The organism is Tsukamurella hominis, from assembly GCF_965137015.1.
GTDB lineage: Bacteria > Actinomycetota > Actinomycetes > Mycobacteriales > Mycobacteriaceae > Tsukamurella > Tsukamurella hominis.
In genome coordinates, this window is sequence record NZ_CBCRZG010000015.1 from 70,228 (window position 1) to 94,725 (window position 24,498).

At 73.1% G+C, this 24,498-nt stretch carries 20 protein-coding genes and 1 pseudogene; 3 read left to right on the forward strand and 18 right to left on the reverse strand.

From position 1 onward, the window contains the following. Positions 1–31: 31 nt before the first annotated feature. The 6 genes from ACM9LD_RS17840 to typA all read right to left on the reverse strand — a co-directional run bounded on the left by ACM9LD_RS17840 (position 32) and on the right by typA (position 8,482). Positions 32–799, reverse strand: coding sequence for a hypothetical protein (locus tag ACM9LD_RS17840; protein WP_415677908.1), 768 nt, complete (start codon positions 797–799; stop codon positions 32–34). After that, entirely contained in the window at positions 796–3,387 is a 2,592-nt protein-coding gene (locus tag ACM9LD_RS17845) for a bifunctional FO biosynthesis protein CofGH (protein WP_415677909.1), read from the reverse strand. The genes ACM9LD_RS17840 and ACM9LD_RS17845 overlap by 4 nt, the downstream gene beginning before the upstream one ends. After that, the gene (locus ACM9LD_RS17850; protein WP_415677910.1) at positions 3,384–3,740 is read right to left on the reverse strand and encodes a hypothetical protein; all 357 of its coding nucleotides are present in this window, start codon (positions 3,738–3,740) and stop codon (positions 3,384–3,386) included. Before ACM9LD_RS17850 ends, ACM9LD_RS17845 begins: the two co-directional genes overlap by 4 nt. Beyond that, the gene (gene mshB / locus ACM9LD_RS17855; protein ID WP_415677911.1) at positions 3,737–4,648 is read right to left on the reverse strand and encodes an N-acetyl-1-D-myo-inositol-2-amino-2-deoxy-alpha-D-glucopyranoside deacetylase; all 912 of its coding nucleotides are present in this window, start codon (positions 4,646–4,648) and stop codon (positions 3,737–3,739) included. The genes ACM9LD_RS17850 and mshB overlap by 4 nt, the downstream gene beginning before the upstream one ends. Continuing rightward, entirely contained in the window at positions 4,645–6,504 is a 1,860-nt protein-coding gene (locus tag ACM9LD_RS17860) for an ABC transporter family substrate-binding protein (RefSeq protein ID WP_415677912.1), read from the reverse strand. Before ACM9LD_RS17860 ends, mshB begins: the two co-directional genes overlap by 4 nt. Positions 6,505–6,574: 70 nt before the next feature. Next, positions 6,575–8,482, reverse strand: coding sequence for a translational GTPase TypA (typA, locus tag ACM9LD_RS17865; protein ID WP_415677913.1), 1,908 nt, complete (start codon positions 8,480–8,482; stop codon positions 6,575–6,577). Between the two features lie 182 nt (positions 8,483–8,664). Between typA and ACM9LD_RS17870 the strand changes: the two genes are divergently transcribed. Continuing rightward, positions 8,665–8,862, forward strand: coding sequence for a hypothetical protein (locus ACM9LD_RS17870; protein ID WP_068524542.1), 198 nt, complete (start codon positions 8,665–8,667; stop codon positions 8,860–8,862). On the opposite strand, the gene ACM9LD_RS17875 is transcribed toward ACM9LD_RS17870, so the two are convergent. The 3 genes from ACM9LD_RS17875 to mgrA are packed head-to-tail and all read right to left on the reverse strand — an operon-like array spanning position 8,859 to position 11,315. Next, positions 8,859–9,566, reverse strand: a complete 708-nt coding sequence (locus tag ACM9LD_RS17875; protein WP_415677914.1) for a VOC family protein — start codon at positions 9,564–9,566, stop codon at positions 8,859–8,861. The genes ACM9LD_RS17870 and ACM9LD_RS17875 overlap by 4 nt on opposite strands. Before the next feature lie 25 nt (positions 9,567–9,591). After that, positions 9,592–10,254, reverse strand: a complete 663-nt coding sequence (locus tag ACM9LD_RS17880; protein WP_415677915.1) for a TetR/AcrR family transcriptional regulator — start codon at positions 10,252–10,254, stop codon at positions 9,592–9,594. Next, positions 10,251–11,315: an L-glyceraldehyde 3-phosphate reductase gene (mgrA, locus tag ACM9LD_RS17885; RefSeq protein ID WP_415677916.1), complete on the reverse strand. Its 1,065-nt coding sequence runs from the start codon at positions 11,313–11,315 to the stop codon at positions 10,251–10,253. The genes ACM9LD_RS17880 and mgrA overlap by 4 nt, the downstream gene beginning before the upstream one ends. A 49-nt stretch (positions 11,316–11,364) precedes the next feature. On the opposite strand from mgrA, the gene ACM9LD_RS17890 reads away from it, so the two are divergent. Next, a complete protein-coding gene (locus ACM9LD_RS17890) occupies positions 11,365–12,363 on the forward strand; it encodes a cation diffusion facilitator family transporter (RefSeq protein WP_415677917.1) in 999 nt (332 codons plus the stop codon). A gap of 15 nt (positions 12,364–12,378) precedes the next feature. Here the strand turns inward: ACM9LD_RS17890 and ACM9LD_RS17895 are convergent, their stop codons facing one another. Genes ACM9LD_RS17895 through ACM9LD_RS17915 form a run of 5 tightly spaced genes read right to left on the reverse strand, consistent with a single transcriptional unit; the run spans position 12,379 to position 19,357 of the window. Then, the gene (locus ACM9LD_RS17895; protein WP_415677918.1) at positions 12,379–14,295 is read right to left on the reverse strand and encodes a GMC family oxidoreductase; all 1,917 of its coding nucleotides are present in this window, start codon (positions 14,293–14,295) and stop codon (positions 12,379–12,381) included. Positions 14,296–14,299: 4 nt separating this feature from the next. Further along, positions 14,300–15,328: an ABC transporter ATP-binding protein gene (locus tag ACM9LD_RS17900; RefSeq protein WP_415677919.1), complete on the reverse strand. Its 1,029-nt coding sequence runs from the start codon at positions 15,326–15,328 to the stop codon at positions 14,300–14,302. Between the two features lie 28 nt (positions 15,329–15,356). Next, positions 15,357–16,964, reverse strand: a complete 1,608-nt coding sequence (locus ACM9LD_RS17905) for an ABC transporter permease (RefSeq protein WP_415677955.1) — start codon at positions 16,962–16,964, stop codon at positions 15,357–15,359. A 13-nt stretch (positions 16,965–16,977) separates the two neighbouring features. Further along, complete coding sequence (locus tag ACM9LD_RS17910) at positions 16,978–18,042, reverse strand: thiamine ABC transporter substrate-binding protein (RefSeq protein WP_415677920.1); 1,065 nt, start codon at positions 18,040–18,042, stop codon at positions 16,978–16,980. Positions 18,043–18,046: 4 nt separating this feature from the next. Further along, positions 18,047–19,357, reverse strand: a complete 1,311-nt coding sequence (locus ACM9LD_RS17915) for a glycosyltransferase 87 family protein (RefSeq protein ID WP_415677921.1) — start codon at positions 19,355–19,357, stop codon at positions 18,047–18,049. A 105-nt stretch (positions 19,358–19,462) separates the two neighbouring features. Here ACM9LD_RS17915 and ACM9LD_RS17920 point away from each other — a divergent pair, with 105 nt between their 5' ends. Next, positions 19,463–20,179, forward strand: coding sequence for a CPBP family intramembrane glutamic endopeptidase (locus ACM9LD_RS17920; protein WP_415677956.1), 717 nt, complete (start codon positions 19,463–19,465; stop codon positions 20,177–20,179). Positions 20,180–20,195: 16 nt separating this feature from the next. On the opposite strand, the gene ACM9LD_RS17925 is transcribed toward ACM9LD_RS17920, so the two are convergent. From ACM9LD_RS17925 to ACM9LD_RS17940, 4 genes and pseudogenes are all read right to left on the reverse strand, one after another. Continuing rightward, positions 20,196–20,378, reverse strand: coding sequence for a hypothetical protein (locus tag ACM9LD_RS17925; protein ID WP_231857354.1), 183 nt, complete (start codon positions 20,376–20,378; stop codon positions 20,196–20,198). Positions 20,379–20,477: 99 nt separating this feature from the next. Beyond that, a pseudogene (locus tag ACM9LD_RS17930) lies at positions 20,478–21,368 on the reverse strand (nitrilase-related carbon-nitrogen hydrolase); the annotation flags it as partial. Continuing rightward, positions 21,365–22,684, reverse strand: coding sequence for a M20 family metallopeptidase (locus ACM9LD_RS17935; RefSeq protein WP_415677922.1), 1,320 nt, complete (start codon positions 22,682–22,684; stop codon positions 21,365–21,367). The pseudogene ACM9LD_RS17930 and the gene ACM9LD_RS17935, both read right to left, overlap by 4 nt. Then, positions 22,681–24,417 (reverse strand): amidohydrolase, encoded by a 1,737-nt coding sequence (locus ACM9LD_RS17940; RefSeq protein ID WP_415677923.1) that lies wholly within the window; start codon positions 24,415–24,417, stop codon positions 22,681–22,683. The genes ACM9LD_RS17935 and ACM9LD_RS17940 overlap by 4 nt, the downstream gene beginning before the upstream one ends. Between the last annotated feature and the right edge of the window lie 81 nt (positions 24,418–24,498).

The following is a 24,498-nucleotide window of genomic DNA, read 5'->3' on the forward strand; positions in this document are numbered from 1 at the left end:
GTCTAGCGCCGCGGACCGACCGGAATCGGGGCTACGCCTCGGTCTCGGGGTCCGCCTCGACACCCGACGGAGCCGCGTTTCCGGCGAAGGCGGCCTCCAGGCCGAGGATCTTCGCGCCGTCGGAGGCGCGGGCCTCGACGATGCGGAGCGTGGCGAACTCGCCGACGTAGCCGGCGGCCGCACCCACGACCGGCAGCCTCCCCACCGTGTCGAAGACGCCGCCCGGACGCGGGCGCGATTCGAGCGCCGAACGCGCCGACTTCACGGTGTGCAGCACGTCGCGGACCGCGCCGAACGCCGAGAAGACGCCGCCCCGCAGCTTCTCGGTCGTCTCGCGCACGGGCACGAGGTCCTGGAAGCCCGGCTGATCCCCGAGGAGCGCGCGGGCGTCGATCTGGCGGCGGGACAGGACCCGCGCGACGAGGTCGATCTGCTCGGGCACCTGGTCCACGCCGTGCTCCCCCGCCACGCCCACGACGACGAGGGTCTGGTTCGCGAAGCCCAGGTAGGTCTGCAGCGGCAGCAGTCGCGCGACGAAGCCGAGGGCGCCGGGCCAGGCCACCGCCACCGTCGAGACCGCGCCGACGGGGATGACCCACCACCGGGAGCGGCCGTCGGCGTCGCGCTTGAGGTAGCCGTTGACCAGCGGGATCGGGGTGAGCCCGGCCAGCGTGGAGACCACCCGGACGCCGGCCACCGCGGGCCGCGCGACCGTGACGAAGACGCCGACGGTGCGCGCCAGCTCCAGGTCGGTCACCGTGCCCGTGACCGCGCCGCCGCGCGGCTCCAGCGCGTTCACGCGGCACCCCGCTGGGCGTGCGTCGTGGTGCGCTCGCGCGCCGGGCGCCCGATGCCGTTCGCGATCGCGTGCAATTCCGCCACCGTCTTCTCCGATCCGTGTGCCGATCCCGCCATCCGCGAGATCGTCTCCTCCATCAGGGTGCCACCCAGGTCGTTCGCTCCGCCCTGCAACATGGCCTGCGTGCCCGCGGTGCCGAGTTTGACCCACGACGTCTGGACGTGGTCGATGCGGCCGTGCAGCATGACCCGCGCGAGCGCGTGCACCGCGCGGTTGTCCCGCTTCGTAGGCCCCGGGCGCGCCGCGCCCGCGAGGTACAGCGGTGCGCTCTGGTGCACGAAGGGCAGCGGCACGAATTCGGTGAAGCCGCCCGTGCGGTCCTGGATGTCGCGCAGCACGTTGAGGTGCGTGACCCAGTGCGACGGGTTGTCGACGTGGCCGTACATCATCGTCGAGCTCGACCGGATGCCCACCTCGTGGGCGGTGGTGACCACGTCGATCCACGCCGACGTGGGCAATTTGCCCTTGGTGAGCACCCAGCGGACCTCGTCGTCGAGGATCTCGGCGGCGGTGCCGGGGATGGTGTCGAGGCCGGCCTCGCGCAGCCCGATCAGCCAGTCCCGCACCGACTCCCCCGAGTGGGCCGCGCCGTTGACGATCTCCATCGGGCTGAAGGCGTGCACGTGCATGCCCGGGACGCGCTGCTTGACGGCGCGCACCAGGTCGGCGTAGCCGGTGGCGGGCAGGTCGGGGTCGATGCCGCCCTGCATGCACACCTCGGTGGCGCCCACCCGCCACGCCTCCTCGGCGCGGTCGGCGACCTCCTTCATGGAGAGCGTGAAGGCGTCGGCGTCGCCCTTGCGCTGCGCGAAGGCGCAGAACCGGCAGCCGGTGTAGCAGATGTTGGTGAAGTTGATGTTCCGGTTGACCACGTAGGTCACCACGTCGCCCACGACGTCCTTGCGCAGCTGATCCGCCAGGGCCACCAGGGCTTCCAGTCCGGCGTCGTCGGCGTACGCGAGCGCCCGGTACTGGTCGTCGGAGAGCCCGCCCGGGTTCTTCTCCGCGGCCCGCAGGGCCGAGAGCACGTCGGATTCCACCTTCTCCGGCGCCGACAGCGAGAGCACCTGCTCGCGCACCGACTCCCAGTCGCCGAAGGCGGAGCCGAGGTCCGAGCGGGTGTCGGTGTTGCGGCCGTCGACGTCGATGGCGGTGTTCAGGTCGGTGCGGCCCGACGACGTCCACTCCTCGTCGGGCTCCTGCCAGGGCAGGCCGACGGGCATCGCGCCCGGGTCCGCGAGCCCCGTCTCCGGGTCGGCGAGGGCCGCGACGTGGGGCGCGACCCGCGGGTCGATCCACGGGCTGCCGGCGCGCACGTATTTGGGCTGCGCCGTGAGCCGCTGGCGCAGTTCGAATCCCGCGTCGGCGGTGATCGCCGCGAGCGCGTCGAGGTCCGGCCAGGGGCGCTCGGGGTTGACGTGGTCCGGGGTCACGGGCGAAACGCCGCCCCAGTCGTCGACGCCGGCCTCCAGCAGGAGCCTGCACTCGTCGGCGGAGACCAGGTTCGGCGGCGCCTGCACCCGCATCGCGGGCCCCAGCACCATCCGGGTCACGGCGATCGCCGCCCGGTAGACCTCGAGGTCCGCGTCCTCCACGGACCGCATGGCGGTATCGGGCTTGGCGCGGAAGTTCTGGATGATGACCTCCTGCACGTGGCCGAAGGCCTTGTGCACCTTGCGGATGGCCATGATCGACTCGGCGCGCTCGCGCTCGTCCTCGCCGATGCCGATGAGGAGCCCCGTCGTGAAGGGCACCGAGAGGCGCCCCGCGTCGGTGAGGGTGCGCAGACGGACCGCCGGGTCCTTGTCGGGCGAGCCGTAGTGCGGCTGCCCCTTCTCCGTGAAGAGGCGCTCGGAGGTGGTCTCGAGCATCATGCCCATCGACGGCGCGACGGGCTTGAGCCGCGAGAGCTCCTCCCAGCTCATGACGCCCGGGTTCAGATGCGGCAGGAGGCCCGTCTCCTCCAGCACCCGGATGGCCATGGCCCGCACGTAGTCCAGCGTGGAGTCGTAGCCGCGCTCGTCGAGCCAGGTCCGGGCCGCCTCCCAGCGGTCCTCCGGCCGGTCGCCCAGGGTGAACAGCGCCTCGTGGCAGCCGAGCTCGGCGCCGCGGCGCGCGACCTCGAGGATCTCGTCCGGCTCCATGTAGGCGCCGTGCCCCTCGGCCGCCAGCTTGCCGGGCACCGTCACGAAGGTGCAGTAGTGGCACTTGTCGCGGCACAGCCGCGTGATCGGGATGAAGACCTTCTTGCTGTACGTGACCTGCGGCGTACCGTCGGCCCCGGTCAGCCCGGCCTCGAGGAGCCCGGCGTCGCGCACCCGCGCCGCGGAGCGGCACAGGTCGTCCAGGTCGTCGCCGCGGGCCGCGAGCAGCACCTGCGCCTCGTCGACGTTGAGCACCGCCCCGTCCCGCGCCCGGCGCAGGGCGCGGCGCATCGCCGACGCCGTCGGCACGTACGGCTCCGCCGCGCGTTTCGGCACCGTCGGCAGCGGGAGAAGCGCGGGGGTCTGCTCTGAAGCGTCCGTCACTTCTCCGATGATGCCAGGTGTCCCGCGAGGATCGGCATCCCGATTCCACAGAGCAGGAGCAGGAGCAGCCGCCAGTCGGCGTAGAGCACGATGTCGCCGCCCGGCCCGCCGACGAGGAAGACCGCGACCACCAGGAGGAACGCGATCACGGGCAGCGCGCCGTGGACCGGCTCGCCGCCCAGCCGGCGGGCCGCGACGGCGATCGCCGCCAGGAAACCGCCGAACAGAACCGCGGAGAGCGGAAGGGGCGCGGCGCCGGCGTACAGGTAGAGGTACATCGTGGCGCCGACCGCGCACACCGCGCCGCCCACGGTCGCGACGCCGAGCAGGATCCGGTCCAGCGGCTCCATCACGCCACCCCCGCGAACAGGTCCCGCTCGACCCCGTCGGGGCCGGGGGCCGCGGTGCCGCGGGCCAGGACGTAGGCCTCCTCGGCGAAGACGGGCTGCGCGATCCGGTTGGTCAGGGCGAGGGCCGCGCCGTCCGCGCTGACGCCGAGTTGCGTCGCGTGGGCGCGGAGCGCGGCGCGCTTGCGGTCGAGGACGGCGGAGACGTCGATCCGGGTGGTGATCGCCGCGTCGTCGTGGGCGGGCAGATCGTCCGTCGCGGGCACGCTCCAGCCGTCGGGCAGGTCGCCGCCGCGTAGCGCGGCGAGGCCGGCGTCGAGATCGCCGTGCGCGGTCACCGTCCAGTACAGCTTCGCGACCGCCCAGGGCTCCCCCGGCACGCCGGGATCCGCCGCCGCGACGACGGCGGCGTGCGTGAGCAGGTGCGCCGCGATGTGATCGGGATGGCCGTAGCCGCCGACCTCGTCGTAGGTGATCACGACCTGCGGCCGCGTCTCCCGGAGGATGCTGGTGAGGGCTTCCAGGGGACTCCCGTCGAGCCGGTCCAGGTAGGGCGACGAGGCGAACGCGCGTGGGTGCTCCGCGGCGGGGGTGCCGGCCATACCGGAGTCGCGCCAGCGGCCCATGCCGCCGAGGAAGCGGGGCCGTAGCACCGGCCCGGCGGGGTCGCTCAGCGCGGCGAGCGCGCCCGTGAGCTCGCCGATCCGGTAGCCGCCCAGCTGGTCGGCGTTCTCGGCGGTCAGCTGCGCGAACCGCGGCTCCATCACCTCGCCCTCCTCGCCGAGCGTGCAGGTCACGACGGTCACGTCGGCGCCCTCGGCGAGGTAGCGCGCGATGGTCCCGCCGGTGGTGATGGTCTCGTCGTCGGGGTGCGCGTGCACCAGCAGCAGGCGCCGTCCGCTCTCCCGGGTCACTTGCGGGCCCATCCCTCGACGCCGGTGAAGACGCCATCGCGCGGCGGCCCCTCCAGGGTGACGCCCTGCACCGTAGGACCGACGGCCGTCAGCGTCACGTCCTGCAGGATCGGCAGGACGGTCGCGCGCGACCAGAGCTGCGCGTCGATCGCCGCGAGGTCGATGGGGCCGCCACGCAGGCCGTCGAGCGCGAGTCCCTGCAGGTCCGCGTCGCACAGGCCCGCGAGGTTGCCGCCCACGGTGGTCGCGGCCGGATCGTTCTCGAGGTTCGGGACCTGCGGCGTGCTGGTGGTCGTGGGTCGCTGCCCGCCCTCGGACGGCGGCGCGGGGCACTCGACGCGACTCGCGAACCGCTCGGCCGGCGTCGGGCCGGTGCTGGACCACCCGACCACGGCGTCGACGGCACCGTCGAGCAGCGCGGTTCCGGCGGCCACCTGCGGCTCCAGCGCCACCACCGAGGCGAAGACGCCCATGGCGCGCAGCTGGTCGGTGGCGTTGCTGGCGACGGCGAACGCCGCGACGTTGCCCTGCGGCACGCCGATCCGCAGGAACATCGGCACCCCGTCGCGGACGTACTGCTGCACGTTCTCGCCGGGCGACGGCGAGGGCGGCACCGGCAACGCCGACGGGTCGGTGCTGGTGCTCGGGCCGGCGGGCTCGGTCGTGGGCGGCGGCGGGGTGGGCGGCACGCTCTGGCTGGGCGGGATCGGCGCGTTCTGCAGCGTGTAGCCCGCGCCGGCCAGGGCCTGCTCCAGCCGCACCTTCGCCTCGGCGGGCGCGGGGCGCGCGGGCATCGTCGGGACGTAGCCGGGATCCGACGGTGCCAGCACCTGCGCGCGGGCCGGGCGCGCCGCGTCGCCGCCCGAGCCGACGGTGGTGAGCAGGTCGACGTTCACCGCGTCGAGGAGGGCGCGGCGCACCTCGACGTCGGCGAGGAACTTCGAGCGGGTGTTCAGCGTCAGCGAGAGCACGCGGGGATCGACCTGCTCGACGGCCCGCACCTCGTAGATCGAGGTGAGCTGCGCCAACAGCGACGGCCCGCCGTGCACCGAGACCACCTGCACGTCGCCGGTGCGGACGGAGTTCGCGAGCTGCGTGTCCGTGCCGCCCTTGCGGAGCACGATGCGGTCCACGAGGGCGGGCTTCATCCAGTAGCGGTCGTTGCGCTCGAGGGTGACCTCGTCGCGCGCCACGTCGACCTTCTTGACGAGGTACCCGGCGCCGGAGGCGGGGATCTTCTCCCGCATCGCGCCGTTGAAGCCGCCCGGCGAGCCCTTGATCAGGTGGCTGGGGAGCAGGTTCTGGAACAGGGTCCGCCACCCGGGCAGCGGCGCCTTGAGGGTCACGATGACGCGCTTGCCGCCCGCGCCGGAGGCCACGGATTCGATCTGCCGGTAGGGCGCGGAACCGACCGTGTCCGGGGCGGTGGTCATCGACTGCCAGAGGTAGACGAAGTCCTCCGCGGCGATCGGCGCACCGTCGGACCACTGCGCGTCCTGCCGGATGGTGTAGGCGATCTGCAGCGGCGCGGGGTGCTCGATCGCCGGGATCAGGTCGGTGTTCTGCTGCAGCGTCACCCGCCCGTCCTGCCCCCGGACCTCGCGGAAGACGCTCGGGAGCGTCATCGCCGCCAGCGCCCGCGAGGCGGAGGAGGAGTTGGACGCGAGGTGCGGGTTGAAGCCGGGGCCCAGCCCGTCGATCGCCACCTGCACGGTGGCGCCGGTGGTGGCCGGGGCCTGCGGCGGCGCGGAGGTCTCCGAGCCCGGCACCGCGGGCGGCGGGTCCGCGACACAGGCGGTGAGGGTCGTCGCGAGCAGGGCCGACGCCACCGTCAGCCCCAGGGACCTGTGCCGCACTCCTCGTGCCTCCTACCGCTCGCTCGAAGTCCACACCGCCCGCGGGTCGCGTCGCCGCGACCGACGGCGATCAGCCCGCGGCCTGGTCCCGCGACTTGGCGCGCGAACGCTCGCGGGCGCGCTCGGTGGCGTTCAGGTGCACCTTACGCACCCGAACGACCTCGGGGGTGACCTCGACGCACTCGTCGGCGGCGCAGAACTCCATCGCGGCCTCGAGCTCCAGCTTGATGGGCTTGGCGAGGGTCTCCATCACGTCGGCGGAGGACTGACGCATGTTGGTCAGCTTCTTCTCCTTGGTGACGTTGATGTCGAGGTCCTCGGCGCGCGGGTTGATGCCCACGACCATGCCCTCGTAGGTGTCGGCGCCGGGCTCGACGAAGAAGGTGCCGCGGTCGGCCAGCTGGATCATGGCGAACGGGGTCACGCTGCCCTGGCGGTCCGAGACCAGCGAGCCGGTGTGGCGGGCGCGGATCTCGCCGGCCCACGGCGCGTACTCGTGGAAGACGGCGTTGGCGATGCCGGTGCCGCGGGTCTCGGTGAGGAAGTCGGTGCGGAAGCCGATGAGGCCGCGCGACGGGACGACGAACTCCATGCGGACCCAACCGGTGCCCTGGTTGGCCATGGTCTCCATGCGGCCGCGACGGTTGGCGAGCAGCTGGGTGACCGAGCCGAGGTACTCCTCGGGGACGTCGATCGTCAGGTGCTCGAAGGGCTCGTGCACCTTGCCGTCGATCTTCTGCGTGACCACCTGGGGCTTGCCGACGGTGAGCTCGAAGCCCTCGCGGCGCATCTGCTCGACGAGGATGGCCAGCGCCAGCTCACCGCGGCCCTGCACCTCCCACTGGTCGGGCTTGCCGATGTCGAGGACCTTGAGCGAGACGTTGCCGATGAGCTCGGAGTCGAGGCGCGACTTGACCATGCGGGCGGTCAGCTTGTGGCCGGAGACCTTGCCGACCAGCGGCGACGTGTTGGTGCCGATGGTGACCGAGATCGCGGGCTGATCGACGGTGATCCGCGGCAGCGCGACGGGGTTCTCCAGGTCGGCGAGGGTGTCGCCGATCATGATCTCCGGGAAGCCGGCGACGGCCACGATGTCGCCGGCGACGGCCTCCTCGGCGGGCTTGCGCTCGACGCCCTCGGTGGCGAGCAGCTCGGTGACCTTGGCGTTGGTGATCACGGGCTCGCCGTCGACCTCGCGCATCCAGGCCACGGTCTGGCCCTTGCGCAGCGTGCCGTTGTGGATGCGAACCAGCGCGAGGCGGCCGAGGAAGGCCGACGCGTCGAGGTTGGTCACGTGGGCCTGCAGCGGGGCCTCCGGATCGCCCTTGGGGGCGGGGATGTGGTCGTGCAGGATCTGGAACAGCTCGTCGAGGTTCTCGGCGTCCGGGACGGCGCCGTTGGCGGGCGCGGTGGTCGACGCCTTGCCCTCGCGGCCCGAGGCGTAGATCACGGGCAGCCCCAGCGCGAGCTCGGCGGCCTCTGCGGCCTCGTCGGACAGGTCCGACGCGAGGTCCAGCAGCAGGTCCTGGGCCTCGGTGACGACCTCCTCGATGCGGGCGTCGGGGCGGTCGGTCTTGTTCACGACCAGGATGACGGGCAGCGACGCGGCGAGCGCCTTGCGCAGCACGAAGCGGGTCTGCGGCAGCGGGCCCTCGGAGGCGTCGACGAGCAGGACGACGCCGTCGACCATGGACAGGCCGCGCTCGACCTCGCCGCCGAAGTCGGCGTGGCCCGGGGTGTCGATCACGTTGATGACGGTGGTGGTGCCATCGGCGTTGACACGGTGCACGGCCGTGTTCTTCGCCAGGATGGTGATGCCCTTCTCCTTCTCCAGGTCACCGGAGTCCATGACGCGGTCGACCAGCTCGGCGCGCTCGCCGAACGCGCCGGACTGCCGCAGCATGGCGTCGACCAGGGTGGTCTTCCCGTGGTCGACGTGCGCGACGATGGCGACGTTGCGGAAGCTGGGCTGAGCCACTGTGGTTCTCCTGTGAGGTGGTCGTGCGCGCGCAGCGGCCGATGGTCCGTGGGCGCGTCGAAGGGGGCGTGCGGACACGCCTGGTCGTGACCAGGTTACTTCCCGAAGGCCCGAGGAGCCGCATCGTGACCGCCGGATGTGACGGTTGGCATCCCACGATTAGGTTGCGCTAACCTATTCAGGTGAGTAAGACCAAGGCGCACAAGCTCGTGGGCAGCAAGCCCAAGAAGAAGTGCTGCCGCAAGAAGACGCGGTGCATGAAGTGCCCCGTGGTGATCCACAAGCTCAACCGGATGGCCGCCCACGGCGCCACCAAGAAGGAACTCGAGAAGTCCCTGAAGACGGTGCGCGCCAACCCCGATCGCACGCGCGTGGCCTAGTCCGCCGACTCCAGGAGCGCCCGCAACGCGCCCGGATCGGCGGCGGTCGCGACGGCGCCCTCGAGTTCCTCGGGCGTCACCGGCAGGGCCCGCAGCTCCCCCACGAGGCCGGGCACGTCCGCGTCCCGGCCCGCGGCGGGCGCGAGTTCCAGCAGGAACGCCAGGGCGAGGGCGCGATCGGCGTCCGTGTCGCCGTCCTTCGGGCGGCGTAGGGCGGAGGTCAGAGCCCGGTAGGCCGCGGCGTCGTCGCCCTTGAAGCCGCTGAGGATGCGGGCGTTGTCGAGCGCCTTCGCGAGCCCGGACAACGCCGTCGCTCCGCCGTACTCGAAGTCCGGCTCGTCCTTGCGGATGATCAGCAGCTGGTTCCCCGACGGGTCGACCAGCGTGAACCGCGAGGCGCCGGGCCGGAAGCGGGTGAGCCGCGGCTCACCGGACGCGGGCACCTTCCCGAGGAGCCCTTTGATCGCGGCCTTGAACGCCGCGTGCTCGGCGGCCACGTCGTCGACCAGCAGCAGGCAGACCCCCGTGTCGTCGGCGTCGCGGGCGAAGCGCCCGAAGTGGACGTCGGCACCGTCGCGCGTGAACGCGAGGTACAGGTACGGGCGCACCTGATAGCCGACGCACGCGAAGCCGAGGGCGGTGTAGAACTCGCGCGTGGCCTCGGGGTCGACGCAGGGCAGGACGGGGACGGCGGTGGCGGGCATGGGGCCAGGCTAGAGCCGAATGCGGTCAGTTCCTGTCCGACGGTGCCGTCACCAGCAGGTTCGTCAGCACAGAGGTCAGGACGCGCACCAGGCCTGCGGGGTTCGACCGGTCGCCCCCGTGCTGCCACCAGGCCATGAGGAACTCGTTGACCGACGGGATGAAGGCCGCGTGCACCCACGGCGCGACGGGCCGCGCTCCCGCCGCCTCCGCCGCCGAGCGGATGGTCCGCGCCCACAGGTCGCGGTTGGCCAGCCGGTAGGCCTCCAGCTCGGCGCTGACGCCGACCACCTCGACGAAGGCCACCCGCAGCCCCCGCGGGTCGGCGAGGACCGCGTCGATGTACGCCGTCAGGCCGGACGCGACCAGCGTCGCGACGGCCCCGTCGCCCGTGCCGGCGGCGCGGGCACCGTCGGCCAACGCGGCGGCGACGGCGGCGCGCCCGCGGTCGTGGACGGCCGTGTACAGGTGTCGCAGGAGGGCCTCGCGGTCGGCGAACTGCTCGTAGAAGTGGCGCCGCGACACCTTCGCCCGCTCGCACACGTCCGCGACCGTCGTCTGTTGGTACCCGACGGTGGCGAACAGCTCCAGCCCGGCGTCCTCGAGCCGGGCCAGGCGCTCGGCGTGCCGGGTGCGTGCGTCGGCGCCGCCGTAGACCCGTCCGGCGGCGCCGGTCCTCGAGGCGGTCACGACGTCGAGGCGGTGGCGCCCCACCAGATGTTCACGTCGCCGTCCACGGCGAACTCGTCGATCGCGGCCAACTCGTCGGCGGTGAACGCGAGGTTCGCGACGGCGCCCACGCTGTCCTCGAGCTGCGCGACGCTGGACGCCCCGATCAGCGCGGACGTCACCGCCGGCGAGCGCAGCACCCACGCGATCGCCATCTGCGCGAGCGTCTGCCCCCGGTCGGCGGCGATGCCCGCGAGTCCGCGCACGCGCGCCAGGTTCTCCTCCGACAGCATGCCGCCGGAGAGGCTCTTGCCCGCGGCGGCGCGGGAGTCCTCCGGCACGCCGCCGAGGTAGCGGTCGGTGAGCAGGCCCTGCGCGAGCGGTGAGAAGGCGATGACGCCCATGCCCTCGGCGGCGGTGGTCTCCAGGAGCGAGGGCCCGCCGGTCTCCCCGCCGCGCTCGATCCAGCGGTTGAGCATCGAGTACGAGGGCTGGTGGATGAGCAGCGGCGTGCCGAGCCCGCGCATGATCTCCTGCGCCCGCGCGGTGAGTTCGGCGCTGTACGACGAGATCCCCACGTACAGCGCCCGCCCCGACGTGACGGCGGTGTGCAGCGCGCCCATGGTCTCCTCGAGCGGCGTCTCGGGGTCGGGACGGTGGCTGTAGAAGATGTCCACGTGGTCGAGGCCCATCCGCCGCAGCGAGCTGTCCAGCGAGGAGAGCAGGTACTTGCGGGAGCCGCCGAAGCCGTAGGGGCCGGGCTGCATGTCCCAGCCCGCCTTCGAGGAGATGATGAGCTGGTCGCGGTACGGCCGGAAGTCCTCGGCGAAGAGGGTGCCGAAGTTCCGCTCCGCGCTGCCGGGCGGCGGGCCGTAGTTGTTCGCCAGGTCGAAGTGGGTCACGCCCAGGTCGAAGGCGCGGCGCAGGATGTCGCGCTGGGTCTGCAGCGGCTTGTCGTCGCCGAAGTTGTGCCACAGGCCCAGTGAGACCGCCGGGAGCTTCAGGCCCGACTCCCCCACCCGGCGGTACGGCACCCCGTCGTAGCGGCGATCGGCGGCGACGTACGGATCGAATGCACCCATGCCCCCATCATGCCCGGCGCAGGGCGCCGCCGGGCCTACGATCGGCAGCATGAGCGACGAGGCGACGGACGGAACCCAGGACGAGAGCCTGCTGACGGTGCTCGTCGCGTTCGGCGCGAACGTGCTGATCGCGGTGGCGAAGTCGGTGGCGGCGGTGGTCACCGGCTCGGCGGCGATGGTGGCGGAGGCCGCGCACTCGTGGGCCGACACGGGCAACGAGGTGTTCCTCCTCATCGGGGCGAAGCGCGCCGCGAAACCCGCCGACGAGACGCATCCCTTCGGGTACGGCCGCTCGGGCTACGTCTGGTCGATGTTCGCGGCCTTCGGCCTGTTCAGCGTCGGCGCGGCCGTCTCGGTGTGGCACGGGATCTCGGCGCTCGGCGCGCCCGAGGAGGCGACGGACTACGGCTGGGGCTACGCCGTGCTGGCCATCTCCTTCGTGCTCGAGGGCATCTCATTCCTGCAGGCGCTGCGGCAGACGAAGGAGGGAGCGCAGGAGCGGATGCTGCACCCGCTCCGTTACGTGCGGGTGACCTCGAACCCGGTGCTGCGGTCGGTCTTCGCGGAGGACCTCAGCGCGCTCATCGGCATCGTCATCGCCGCGAGCGCGATGGCGCTGCACCAGATCACGGGGAACCCCGTGTGGGACGCCGTCGGGTCGATCCTGGTCGGCATCCTGCTGGGCTTCGTCGCGGTGTTCCTGATCCGGCGCAACATGGACTTCCTCACGGGCGAGGAGGCGACGCCGCTGGCTCGCAACCGCATGCTGGAGGCGCTGCAGTCCCACCCGGACGTCAAGCAGGTGAGCTTCCTGCACATGGAGTGGGTCGGCGCCGACCGGCTCTTCCTCGTCGCGGCCGTCGACCTCGAGGGCGACCTGCCGGAGTCCCAGGTCGCGGCGCGGCTGGCCGCGATCTCGGACGACATGAACCGCATCCCCCGCATCCAGCGGGCTCTGTTCACCCTGACCCGCCCCGGCGACACCACGCGGCTGTCCGCCGAGCCACTGCCCGACTGGTACCTCCCCGAGGAGGAGCGCCGTCCGTAGCGGTCGGTCCCGGCGCTACCCGAGTCGCGCCGCGAGCCGGGAGGCGTTCATGTGCGCGATGGCCTCGATGGAGATCATCGGGTTCACGCCGCTCGGCGTGGGGAAGCACGAGGCGTCGGCCACCACGAGGTTCGGCACCTCCCAGGTCGCGCCGTCGGGATCCGTCGCCGAGGTGTCGCGGCTTCCGCCCATCGCAGCGGTGCCCATGATGTGCAGCGCGATCATCATGCACCGGGCGGGCGCGTAGCCCTCCCGCTGCGCGGCGGCGGCGAAGCCGTCGAGCGCCCCGGGCAGGCCGGCGGCGACGCGGTTCTGGTGCGAGCTGCGCACCGACGTCGCGCCCGCGGCCGCCAGGATCTCGGCCGCGCCCACCACGCCGCGCTGCATGTGCGCGGCGTCGCGCTCGTTCAGCCGGTACCGCACGGCGGGCTCGCCGTCGCGCCCGACGGTGACCCGACCGCTGCCGGTGTCGCGGACGATGACGCCCACCTGCACGGTGTGCCGCATCGCCCGCATGTCGGCGGCGTGCTGCGCCGCGGAGTGCCAGGGCTGGAACAGCGTGATCGCGCCGGGGCTCACGGGACCGGTCTCGTAGATGACGCCGTAGCCGCGGCCGTCGAGGTCGGCGTGCTCGGTGGAGTAGCGGGTCTGCAGGCCGCCCTCCCAGGGGCGAACGTCCTCGTCGAAGACGCCGGCCACCGCGGTCACCGGGTGCAGCCGCAGGTTCTCACCGATCCGCCCGTTCCGCAGGCCCGAGCGCCGCAGCAGCGGCGGGGTCTGCAGCGAGCCCGCCGCGACCACGACGGCCTTCGCGGCGACGGTGACGGGGGCACCGCCGGGCCCGACGGCCTCGACGCCGGTCGCGCGGCCCCGCTCGACGATCACGCGCCGGACCTCGACGGCGTCCTGGAGCCACGTCTTGGCGGTGGACTGCTTGGCCCCGATGCGGCAGCCGTAGCCGCAGCGCCCGCACTCGATGCCCTGGTCGCAGCCGATCACGTTGCGGGGCATGGCGTCGCACTGCCAACCGAGCGCGGTGAGGCCGCGCTCGAGGATCGCGTCGCGCGCGGAGGCGGTGCCGTGGTCGGTGTTCACGCCCAGCCGCCGCTGCACGGCGTCGAGCGAGCGCGTGAACTCGTCGCCGGCGAACTGTCGCGCGCCGTGCGCGGCCCACTCGGCCCGGACGTGCTCGGGTGTGGCGAAGGAGGTGGTCCAGTTGACGACGGTGCCGCCGCCGAGGGTGCCGCCGGCCATGAGGGACGAGATCTGCCCCTCGGCCGAGATCGCGGGCGCCCCCGCGTACAGCGTGGTGAGCGACTCGAGCTCGCCGCGGCCGAAGTCGCGGTCGTCGTGGTAGCCGCCGCGTTCGAGGACGAGCACGTCGAGGCCGGCGGCGGCGAGCACGGCGGCCGCGGTGCCGCCGCCCGCGCCGGAGCCCACGACCACCACGTCGGCGGTGAGGCGCGCGCCGCCGGCGGGGATCGATACCGGCCGCAGGGGCCGTTCGGGGGCGTCGGGCAGCGGGCCGGGCGCCTCGGGATAGCCGGTCGCGGCGCGCGCGGCGACGGCGTCGGGCGCGATGTAGTAGGCGCCGATCAGCAGCGAGCGCAGCCCCTGGAAGACGGTCCGCACCGGGGCGAGCCGGTGCGCGCCCCAGCCCAGCAGCGCCTCCTCGCGCCGGTCGTGCGGCAGCGCGGAGAACCGCCGCGGGCCGATGCGGTTGACGAGGCCGAAGCCGCGGGTGTCCCAGAGGTCGAGGAAGACCTTCAGTTCGCGCAGCTCGCGCGGCAGCATCTTGTGCTGCGCGGTGCGCGAGACGGCGTCGAGGAAGTCGATGTCGCGCGCCCCGGGCACGCCGTCGCCGCCGGGGACGAGGGTGTCGGCGATCGAGACCAGTGCGCGGGCCTGGCGCGGGGTGAAGACGTCGGTCACCGGGCTATCCGATCACGGCGATGCGGCGCGGGTTGAGCGCGACGCGCACCGTCTCGCCGTCGGCTGGCGCGGTGTCGCCGAGCGCGTCGACGAGCAGCTCGCCGTCGCCGGTGTCGACGGCGGCGGTGATCCGCACCCCGTCGGCCGTGGGGACGGAGCCGGTGACCCTGGCCGGCACCCCGTGCGCCTGGATCACGACGGAGCCGGGCCGCAGGCCGAGCCGGAACCGGCCGTCGGGGCAGTCGACGAGCACCTGGCCCAGCGCGGAGGTCGCCTGCAGGTCCTTGACCTGCGCATCGAGCAGCACGGAGTAGCCGAGGAAGCGGGCCACGTCGGCCGTGCGGGGGCGGCGCCACAGCCGGGCGGGCCTGTCCACCTGGGCCAGCTCCCCGGCGTCCAGCACGGCGACGGTGTCGGCGAGCTCGACGGCCTCGTCGTGGTCGTGGGTCACGATGAGGGCGGGCGTCCCGGTCTCGCGGAGGATGCGGCGCAGGTCGCCCACGAGGCGGTCGCGCAGCTGCCGGTCCAGGGCCGAGAGCGGCTCGTCGAGCAGCAGGAGACGGGGCTTCGGGGCCAGCGCGCGGGCCAGCGCGACGCGCTGCTGCTGCCCGCCGGACAGTTCCCCGACGGGCCGCGCGCCCATGCCGGGCAGCCCGACGAGCTCGAGCAGTTCCTCGACGCGGGCGTTCGCCTCGGCGCGCGGCCAGTGGTGGCGCTGCAGCCCGTAGCGGATGTTGCCGGCCACGTCGCGGTGCCCGAAGAGCTGTCCGTCCTGGAAGACGACGCCGAAGCCCCGACGATGGGTGGGCACGGGCGCGAGGTCCTCCCCGTCCCACAGGATGCGGCCGCCGGCCAGGGGCTCGAGGCCCGCGACGGCGCGCAGCAGGGTGGACTTCCCGCAGCCCGACGGCCCGAGGAGCGCGGTCACGGAGTCCGCTCCGTCCGTCGCGGCATCGTTACCGACGGTGAGCGAGACGTCCCGCACGGCCGTCCGGTCGCCGTAGCGCACCGTGACCCGGTCGATGGTCAGCATCGCGACTCCTCTCCCCCGCCGACACGCATCAGAACTCCGCCCGCCCGGCGTCGTCGCGACGCAGCGCCTCGACGGCGCCGATCACCAGCACCGTCGCGGCGATGAGCAGCACGGAGCACGACGCGGCGAGCGCCGCGTCGGCCCAGCCGGGGCGGCCGGAGATCCGGCCGATCAGCACGGGCAGCGTCATCTGCTCGGGCCGCACCAGGAAGCTGGCGGCCCCGAACTCCCCCAGGGTAACGACGTACGCGAAGCCCGCGGCCACGGCCACGGACCGGCTGATCACCGGCAGGTCGACGGAGGTGAAGACGCGCACCGGCGAGGCCCCGAGCACGGCGGCGGCCTGCCGTTGCCGCGGGTCGACGGCCCCGAGCGCGGGCACCAGCACCCGCACCACCAGCGGCAACGCGACGAGGGCCTGCACGAAGGGCAGCACGGCGGGCGATTCGCGGACCGCGGGCAGGGACTGCAGCGCCAGCAGGTAGCCGAAGCCGAGCGTCACGGCGCTCACGCCGAGCGGCAGCATCACCACGGCGTCGGCGAACCGGCTCAGCAGCCCGCGGGAGCGGGCGATCGCCACCGCGGCGAGCCCGCCGACGAGCAGGGCGATGGCGCCCGCCTGCGCGGCCGTGACCAGCGACATCACCAGCGCCTTCACCGGCACGACGCCGCCGAAGTCGGTGGTCAGCCGACGGTAGGCGTCGAGGGTCAGCGCGCCCGACGAATCGGGGCGCAAGGAGCGCAGCAGCAGCGCGCCGAGCGGGAAGAGCAGCAGCGCGACGCTCACGGGCACGCCGACGAGCACCCCGAGCCGCGCGCGGCCCCCGGGCCGGGGCGGCTCGGCCCGCGCGGACGCCGAGGGCCGCGAGACCCGCACGCGCAGCGCGCCGCTCAGGGCGACGGCGAGCACCACGATGACGATCTGCACCAGCGCGAGCAGCGCGGCGGTGCGCAGGTCGAACGCGCCGACCACCTCCTGGTAGACCGCCGTCTCCAGGGTGCGCAGCCGGCTGCCGCCGACCACGAGGACGATGCCGAAGCTCGTCGCGCAGAACAGGAAGACCACGGACGCCGCCGAGGCGATGGCGGGCAGCAGCGCGGGCGCGGTCGCGGTGAGGAACGCACGGAGCGGGCCGGCGCCCAGCGTGCGCGCGGCCTGTTCGGCGCGCGGATCGACCGCGGACCATACGCCGCCGACGATCCGCGCCACCACCGAGACGTTGAAATAGGCGTGCGCGAGCAGCACCGCCCACACCGTCTCGGAGAGCCCGAGGAAGCCGAGGTTCCCGCCGGGCGCGAACAGCGTGCGGAAGGCGACGCCCACCACGACGGTCGGCAGCACGAAGGGCACCGTCGCCACCACGCGCACGAGCCACTGCCCGCGGAACTTCACGCGCGCGGTCAGCCACGCGAGCGGCAGCCCGAGGACCACGGTGAGCAGCGTCGACGCCGCGGCCTGCCAGAGCGTGAACCAGACCAGCCCCAGGCCGCCCGCGCCGGTGAAGCCCTCCCAGAGGCCGACACCGTCGGACGAGAGCCCGCGCGCGACGATCGCGGCGACGGGCCAGAGGAAGAACACCGCGACGAACAGCAGCGGGGCGGCCAGCAGCGCGAGCCGCCCGCGCGAGGTGGTCATCACGGGCGGAGGTTCACCGCCCCATCAGCTGGCGCCACTGCCGCACCCAGCCGTCGCGCTCGTCGGCGAGGCGATCGGCGGGCAGCGTGGCGGCCTTCGGCGGGACCGGCGCGTACTTCGCCCAGCTGTCGGGCAGCGCGACGCCGCGGGTCACCGGGTAGACGTACATCTCGTCGGGGATGGTGGCCTGCACCGCGGGGGTCAGCAGGAAGTCGATGAGCTTGCGGGCGCCATCGGGGTTCTTGGTGCCGCGCAGCACGCCGGCGTACTCGACCTGCCGGAAGCAGGTGTCGAGCAGCGCCTTGGTCGGGGGCGCGGCGCCGTCCTTGCCCACCTCGGCGGCGGGCGAGCTGGCGTAGGAGACGACGATCGGCTTCGGGCCCTTGCCCGAGGAGCCGGAGAAGTCGGTGGAGTACGCGGTCGACCAGTTCGGGGTCACGGAGACCTCGTTGGCGCGCAGGGAGCGCCAGTAGTCCTGCCAGCCCTCGCCGAGGGCCGCGACGGTGCCGGCCAGGAAGGCCATGCCCGGCGACGCGGTCTCGGGGTTCTGCACGACGGTCAGGCCGCGGTACTCGGGCTTCGCCAGGTCCTGGTAGGTGACCGGCTCGGGCAGGTTCTTGTCGCGGAAGTAGCGGGTGTCGATGTTGACGCAGACGTCGCCGAAGTCGATCGCGGTGAGCTGCGGCATGCCCGCGACGGCGTACTCCTGCGCGCCGTTCGCGGCGGCGGGCGAGACGTACTCGTCGAAGACGCCGGCGCGCACGGGCCGCGCGGCGTAGGTGTTGTCCACGCCGAACGCGACGTCCCCGGGCGGATTGCCCGGGGTCAGCGACAGCTTGGTGGCGAGCTCGCCGCCGTCGCCGAGCTCGACGGTCTTGACCGCCAGCCCCGTCTGCTTCGTGAAGTCGGCGAGGACCTGTTCGGGCAGGTGGAAGCTGGAGTGGGTCACCAGGGTCACGGTGCCCGTGGCCGACGGTGCGTCGCTCTCCTTCGACGGTGCCGTGCTGGTCGCGCAGGCGCTGGTCGCGAGGGTCGCCGCCGTGAGGATCGCAAGGCCTACGCGGCCGAGGGTGGTCATCCGCTCAGAGTAGTGCGTCCAGCCGCCGCCGCTGCGCGAGGATCAGCGCGACGAGGACCAGCGGCGCCAGCACGCCGGGCGCCATGAACAGTGCCCAGACGGGGCCGTCGTCGATCCCGATCGCGGCGAGGCCCTTGCGCAGGAAGTGCACGCCGATGTAGCCGAAGACCGCGGTGACGCCCGCGACCGCGGTCGCCCAGGGCGTGAAGCCCGCGCCGGGGGTGCGGAAGTCCGCGCCGCCGCCCGGGCCGAGGGGGCCGTGCACCACCCAGATCAGCAGTGGGACGATCCACACGAAGTGGTGGATCCACGAGATCGGCGAGGCGAGCAGCCCGAGGAACTGCACCAGCACCAGCGCGATGAGGGCGTCGCCGCGGCGCACCACCCACCAGGCGGCGAACAGCAGGGCGGCGGCCACGATCACCGCGATGATCCACGCCGGCCCGGTGCCCACGTCGTGCCCGGCGAACCGCGACACCGCACCGCGCAGCGCCTGGTTGTCGGGCTTGGCAGGATCCCCGATGGGGCCGGTGTCGCCGAGCAGCACCGTGAAGTAGCGCCGGGTCTCCGAGGGCAGGATCAGGTAGCTGATCCCGACGGTGGCGGCGAACGTCACACCGGAGAAGACGGCGGCCCAGACCCGGCCGCGGGCGAGCAGGAACAGTCCGCCCACCGCGGGGGTGAGCTTGATCCCGGCGGCGAGGCCGACGAGGAACCCGGAGGCACCGTCGACCTTCTCCGGCTTCAGCGCGAGCGACGGCGACGGGGCTGCGCGGGCGACGAGGTACGCGGCCCACACGCCGAAGGTCATGAGGACCACGTTGATCTGGCCGTAGTCGAGGTTGGTGCGCACGGGGTCGATCCACAGCGCGGCCGCGGTCCACACCAGGGGCAGCTCGCGCGGCACGTCGCCCAGGCGCGCCGGTGCGCCGCGCCCCGCGGCCAGGATCGCCAGGCACATGCGGATGACCAGGAACAACAGGCCCGCGGTGAGCGCCACCCAGCCGACCGCGACCACCGGGAACGGCAGGAACTTCAGCGGGTAGAAGAAGAGGGCCGCGAAGGGCGGGTAGGTGAAGGGCAGCGGCTGCTGCGGCGTGTAGTCGCGCAGCGCGAAGTCGTAGAGCCCGCCGTCGGCGGTCACCCGCTGCGCGGCCTCGTAGTACACCCGCAGGTCCACGAAGTTGAAGTTGTGCTGCCCGGCGAGTATCCACACGATCCGGGCGCCGAGGGCCACGAGGAAGAGGGGAAGCGCGGCGCGGCGGAGGCCGCTCACGGGACCGCCGTCGGCCGACGTGGTGCGGTCCTTGGTCACGGGTGGACACCTTAGCCATGCTCACACCCGTTGCGCGAACCGCCGCGCGTCTGGACTATGGAGCGGGTGACCACAGCCGAGACGACCGCCCCCGATCATTCCGCCCTGCGTTCGGCGGTCTCCGGGGCGCGCGCGATCGTCGACGTGGGCGTCGTGGTCGCGGTGCTGGTCGCGACCAATCTGGTCGCGCATTTCACCGGCAGCTGGGCCGCCCTGCTGGCCGTGCCGGTGTCCGCCGTGCTCCTCATCGGCATCGCCCGCCATCGCGGCCTGGACTGGCACGAACTGGGCCTGGGCCGCGAGCACTGGCGTTCCGGGGCGAAGTACGCGGCCGCGGCCGTCTTCGTGGTGGCGACGGTGATCGTCGTCGGCGCGCTGCTGCCCGTCACGCGCGGCCTGTTCCTCAACGACCGCTACGCCACCTTCTCGACCGCGATCATCGCGTCGATGGTGATCATCCCGCTGCAGACGGTGATCCCCGAGGAGCTCGCCTTCCGGGGCGCGCTGCACGGCACCCTGTCGCGCGCGATGCACTTCCGCTGGGTCGTGGTCACGGGCTCGCTGCTCTTCGGCTTCTGGCACATCGCCTCGTCGCTCGGCCTGACCAGCGGCAACGCGGGCCTGACCAAGATCCTCGGCGCCGGCCCCCTCGCCCAGTTCGTCGGCATCGCGGGCGCCGTGGTCGCGACCGCCTTCGCCGGCTGGGTGTTCACCTGGCTGCGCTCCCGCAGCGGATCCCTCATCGCGCCCATCGCGCTGCACTGGTGCCTCAACGGCGCGGGCGCGCTGGCCGCCGCCTTCGCCTGGCAGCTCCTGCGCTGACCCGCGCCGTCGGGCATCACTCCTCCCAGTTCGCGATCACCGCGTCGAAGTCGCCGTCGGCGGGACCGGGGAGGTGCCGCGCACCGGGGTGCCGCACCGCGGGCTCGGTGTAGGCGCCAGATTCCACGAGTCGCGCGATGTTGCCGCGATAGATCTCGTCGACCTCCGCGTGCCGGCCCGGCTCGCGGTCCAGCCACAGGTTCGCGGGATGGATCGGCCGGTCGTACATGCCGCGGAACAGCTCGGTCCGCAGGTCCTTCATCCAATTGGAGTTGAGGTTCATCGCGCGGAACTGGCGCAGCGCCTCGACGTCGACGGGGGCCGCGACGATCGCGTTGGCGCCTGACGGGGCCCGCCCGATCACCTGCCCCGTGTAGTCGACGATGTGCCCGTTGCCGCCCGCGATGTCGACGGGGTGCTCCGCCGCCGGCGACGAGTACACCGGCCCGGTGTTGGGGCACACCATGTAGACGCCGTTGAAGTGGGCGTGCGCCCGGTTCTGCAGCAGCCACGTGCCGCCGGGGTCCGGGCCGGCCGCGGTCATCGGCACCGCCTCACTCGGCCGGTAGATCACCTCGGCGCCGCCCAGCGCGAGCGCCCGCACCGCCTCGGGGTACTCGCCGTCGCTGCAGCAGATGGTGCCGATGTTGCCGACGTCGGGCGCGCGCAGCACCGGGTAGAAGGCGTCGATGCCGTCGCCGAACAGCTCGACCCATCGGTCGTAGACGTCGTGCGGGGTGCACGAGTGCTCGCGGCTCCAGACGTGGTTCTTCGCCGCCCGATGCACGATCTCCCCGTCGGGCGAGATCACGATCATGACGTTGAAGAACCGGTCCTCGATCACCTCGGGCCAGCGCGCCTTGCACTGCACCACGACGTAGGTCCGGTACATCCGCGCCAGCGCGGCGAGCCGCTCGGTCTCCGGCCCCGGGATGTCGATGAACAGCTCGCGGGCGCTCCGCGCGTGCGGCAGGTCGAAGACCTCGTCGGTGAACCCGGTGAGCGCGCCCTCGGACAGGGCGACCAGCTTGACCGGGAGGTTGATGCCCACGATGGAGACCGCGGCGTGGAAGGCCTCCTCGATCACGTCGAGGTTGCGCGCGATGTGCTCGCGCGCGCCGATACCGTGCACGATGGTCGAGAGGCCCACGGCCATGTAGGGCGCGATCGGCGCGTTCGCCGCCGTCATCGGACACCGCACCAGCGCAGGGCGGCAAGTGCGTAGGTCTTCGCCGCGCAGACGACCTCGTCGATCGCGCACCGTTCGTCCACCGCGTGCGCCATGGCGAGGGCGCCCGGTCCGAGCCCGACCGCGGGGATCCCCGCGGCGGTGAACCAGGTGAGATCGGTCGCGCTCGGGAAGGGCCGGACGTCGGGGGCGCCGGCGTAGGCGGTTCCGGCGGCGGCGTCCTCGCGGGCGGCCGCAACGACCCGGCAGAACGGGTCGTCGCCGTCGGTGCGTCCGCCGGGGTAGTGCATCGGCCAGTCCAGTACCGGCGGGTGTCGGCGCAGCCACGGGTCCGCGTCGGCGACCCGGGCGACCACGGCCGCGATCTCTGCCTGCACGTCGGCGATGCCCGCCGCGGGCGGGTAGAAGATCGCGTAGTCCAGGACGGCCTCGTCGGGGATGAAGGCGACGTTCCGGCCTGCGCGGGCGCCGCCGTCGATCACGTCGAGGCCGATGGTGAACTGGCCCGGCTCGAAGAGCGGGTCGACGCGGGTGCGCTCCCACTCGGTCTCGAGCCGCCGCAGCGCGTCGTGGATCGCGAGCGCGCCGTCCACGGCGCTCGCGGCGATCGGGTCCTCGGCCCCGGCGCGCCGCTGGGCGCGCATCAGGGAGCGGGCCGAGGCGTGGCCGGTGCGGCCGGTCACCGTGATCCGCAGGACGAGGACACCGGGGGTCGCGGGCATCACGCTGAGTGGGGCGAGCGCGCCGGTGGGCTCGGCGATGATCGCGCCGTCGGCGGTGTAGCCGCGGGCGAGCACGGCGGACGTGCCGAGGTGGTGCTCGAGGTTCTCCTCCCCCACGACGCCCTGCAGGATCAGGTCGCCACCGAGGCGGACCCCGGCCTCGCGCAGCGCGCGGGCGGCGAAGGCCTGCGCCACGAGCCCGGCCTTCATGTCGACGGAGCCGCGGCCCCACACGTGGGTCTCGTCGCGGAAGCCGGCGAAGGGGTGGTGGGTCCAGGCGTCGGCATCGCCGGCCGGAACCACGTCGACGTGACCGTTGAAGATGAGCGAGCGCCCGTCGCCCTCGCCGTGGACGACGCCGACCACGTTGTCGCGCCCGGGTACCTCGCCGAACAGCTCGGTCTCGGCGCCGGCCTCGCGGTAGATCCCCGCGAGGAGCCGCGCGACCTCGGTCTCGCCGCCGACGAAGTCGTCGAAGTCCTGGTCGGGATAGGTGGGATTGACGCTGCGCACCGAGATCGCGTCGCCGAGCGTCGCGATCATCTCCTCGCGCAGGCCGTCGACGCGACCCAGTACCCGATCGGCGGCGGTCATGCGCGCACCTCCTGCGCCGGAGCGGCGAGTTCGCCGCTGTCGTGGACGGTCTCGCCGCCGAGGTAGGTGCGCAGCACCCGGGTTCCGGCGAGCTCGTCGATCGGGCAGGTCGACGGGTCGCGGTCCACGAGGATCACGTCGGCGTGCTTCCCCGCGGCGAGCGAGCCGATCTCGGGCCAGTCGAGGACGGCGGCGGCACCGGTGGTCCACATGCGGAGGGCGTCGACGCGGGAGAGCTTCTGGTCGGGGCCGTCGTTGCGGTGGCCGCTGCCGGCGAAGCGATGGGTCTGCGCGAGTTCGATCTGCTCCCAAGGGTTCTTCGGCCCCCAGTCGGAGCCGCCGGCGAGGTCGAGCCCCATGTCGACGAGCCGCTGGAGGGGTTCGAGGTCGCGCCAGGCGTGCTCGCCGATGCGCTCGCCGTACATGGCGCCCTTGCCCCACGCGAAGCCGGCGCTGGTGGTCACCTGGAAGCCGAGGTCCGCGTAGCGCCGCGCCTGCGCGGGCGTGATGGTGATGGCGTGCTGCAGGATCCAGCGACGGTCCCGGAAGTCGACCTCACGCACGACGCGCTCGGCGATGTCGAGGAAGTCGTCGTGCTCACGGAATGCGCCGAGGCAGAGATTGGCCCGGATTCCCTGTTCGGCGCAGTAGCGGACGAAGGCCTCCTCCTTTTCCAGGGAGAGGAACCGGGTGCCGCGGGTGGGCCTGCCGAACGGGTCGAGGGCGGGCTCGTAGGTCGCGAAGTAGCCGGAGAAGCACGGGCCGCCGGGGCTCATGGTGAGGCCGCCGGTGCGGAGCAGGTCGTCGCCCGCCTCCCCCACCTGCGCCGCGAACTGCGGGAGCCGGTCGGCGAATTCGGCGTCGGTGAGCGGGTCGAAGGGGTAGAAGATCACCGATTCGACGTCGAGGGTGGCGTGGATGCGCATGGTGAGGGCGCCCGCGGCGCGCAGGTGCCGGTACAGCGCGAGGTGCTCGGGTTCCATTGCGTGCCCCTCGTAGCCCGTGGTGACGCCCTGCCGGGTGAATCTCGCCATCTCGGCGGTGGTCCCGGCGGCGGCGGTGTCGAGGCTCGGCCGCGGCAGCTTGGCGAGGATCTGACCCCAGAAGGGGTCGTAGGTGTAGTAGTTGGTGACCGGTCCACGGAGGACGCCGGTCAGCTCGCCGGCGTCGTTCTTCTCGATCTCCACGTCGCACACACGATCGGGGATGAAGGCGCTCAGCCCGACGGCGCGGAGCCCGGCACTGTTGAAGGCCACCACGTTCGGCATCTTCGGCGCCCAGGCCTGGATCATGACCGGGTGGTCGGCGGTCGCCGCATCGAGCGTCCACCGGTCGGGCAGGTGCCGCTCGAGCAGGTCCTTCTCGGAGCGGCGCAGGAAGTAGTGCGGCTCACCGACCGGGGTGCACATGATCCACTCCCCCGCGGGCGTGACGGCGACCTTCGCCCGGATCCGCGCGACGATGTCGGAGTGGTCGACGGCGTCCGTCAGATCGACCAGCCCGCCCGCGAGCATGCCGAAATGCATGACGTGCGGGTGCGTGTCGATGAGCCCGGGCATCACGGTGGCGCCACCGGCGTCCACACGCTGCGCGCCGAATCCCGCGGCGTCCTCCATGGCGCGGCGGTCGCCCACGGCGACGATCCGGCCCCCGTCGAGGACGAGCGCCTCGGCCTCCGGACGATCGGGATCGAGGGTGAGCACCCGCCCACCGGTGATGAGTGTTGTGGTCATAGCGGCCCTTCCGAGATGTGTCCCCTGCGGACGCCACCACCGTAACCCCAATTTTCTCCATTTGGAGAAAATTGATCGGAG